Genomic DNA, 1,789 nt, shown 5'->3' on the forward strand with positions numbered 1-1,789 from the left:
AATTTAGTGTGCTCTAGTTTTTAAAAATTATTTATTTCTTTCCATTAAAATATTAAGTATAAATATTAATATAATGGAAAGAATCAAAGGAGTAAATATTTTTTAGGTGGTGTTAATTTATGAAAGAAGTTAGATGTATTATTTGTGAAAAAGAAGGTTATGGTATAATAATAAGAGGAATGTTAATATGTAATAATTGTGAAGAAAAAGTTATAACTTGTGATGTTAATAGTGATTTTTATGAATTTTATAAAAATAAATTAAAAGAAAAAATATATAAGAAAAAATTAGGATAGTATTTAGGGAGTAGGAGGAATATTAATTTTGAAAAAAGTTCCTTTATTTGACGCAATAAAAAAATATACAGATAATGATGTAATTCAATTCTCTATGCCAGGACATAAAATGGGTAGAGCATTTAATAAATTTAAAGATATTTTAATAAAAGGTGATTTAACAGAAGTAGATGGATTAGATAATTTGCATAAGCCTGAAGGAGTTATAAAAGAATCAGAATATATGCTATCTAAATTATATGATAGTTATAAAAGTTATTTTTTAATTAACGGAAGTACTAGTGGAAATTTAATTATGATTTTTTCAGCTTTCAAAGAAGGTGATAAAGTTTTAGTTGAAAGAAATTGTCATAGAAGTATAATGAATGGTATTATTATGAGAAAATTAAATCCTATTTTTGTTAAAAATATAATAGATGAAAAATTAAAAGCACCTATAGGACTTGATTTAGAACATTTGAAATGTTTATTAGAAGAATACAATGATTTAAAAGGTATAATATTAACTTATCCTAATTATTATGGATTAGGAATTAATATAAAAAAAAGTATATCATTGTGTAAAAAGTATGAATTAAAAATATTAATAGATTCAGCACATGGAGCACATTTAGGTTTTTTTAATGAATCTGCTCCTAGTGCTCAACAGTTAGGTGCTGATATGGTGGTTATGAGTGCTCATAAAACATTACCAAGTTTAACTCAGACTGCGTGGATTCATATAAATAATAAAAATTTTATAGAAAATGTTCAATTCTATAAAGGTATTTTTATGAGTACAAGCCCTTCTTATATGTTTATGATGAGTTTAGAATATGCTAGAGCATTTTTACAATATGATGCTAAAGAAGCGTATCAATATTTAATAAAACAAATTAAAAATTTAAAAGAAAAAATAAATTTATTAGATTATATTGAGGTTGTTGATTTAAGTTTTTTTAATAATAATATAAAAGATGAAATATTTATAGACAATACAAGGATTATTTTAAATTTAAAGGAAAATTTAAATGGAAATAAATTATTAGATTATTTAAGAGAGAAGAATATTCAATGTGAAATGAGTGACAATAAAAATGTAGTTCTAATACCAACTCCATTTAATTTAGCTCAAGAATTTGATAAATTATATAAAATTTTAGCTGAATGTCCTTTAGAAAAAATAAAAGAAAAGGAATTAAAATTTCATGAATGTGATATTCCTAAAAAAGGTAAGTTCCCATATGAGGTTATAGATAATAAGAAGAAACTAATTGATTTAGATAATTCTATAGGAAAAATTGTAGGTGAAAATATCATTCCATATCCACCAGGAATACCACTTTTAATAATGGGAGAAATTATAGAATTTAAACATATAAATCTAATAAAAGACTATATTAGAAGTGGAACTACTATTATAGGGTTATATGATGATAAAATAAAAGTATTAATTTAACATATATAAATTTAAATGTTAAAAACATATTAAAATTTAAAATAAAGTATTGATT

The 1,789-nt window shown here is 21.9% G+C and carries 2 protein-coding genes; both read left to right on the plus strand.

Features of this window, described 5'->3' with window-relative positions; all coding sequences use genetic code 11:
- Nucleotides 1–119: 119 nt before the first annotated feature.
- Nucleotides 120–296 (plus strand): sigma factor G inhibitor Gin, encoded by a 177-nt coding sequence (locus GBZ86_RS15530; RefSeq protein WP_152892164.1) that lies wholly within the window; start codon nt 120–122, stop codon nt 294–296.
- Between the two features lie 28 nt (nt 297–324).
- Complete coding sequence (locus tag GBZ86_RS15535) at nt 325–1,734, plus strand: aminotransferase class I/II-fold pyridoxal phosphate-dependent enzyme (RefSeq protein WP_152892166.1); 1,410 nt, start codon at nt 325–327, stop codon at nt 1,732–1,734.
- Nucleotides 1,735–1,789 lie beyond the last annotated feature (55 nt).

Origin of the sequence: Clostridium tarantellae, assembly GCF_009295725.1 — a bacterium.
In the GTDB taxonomy this organism is placed as follows: domain Bacteria; phylum Bacillota; class Clostridia; order Clostridiales; family Clostridiaceae; genus Sarcina; species Sarcina tarantellae.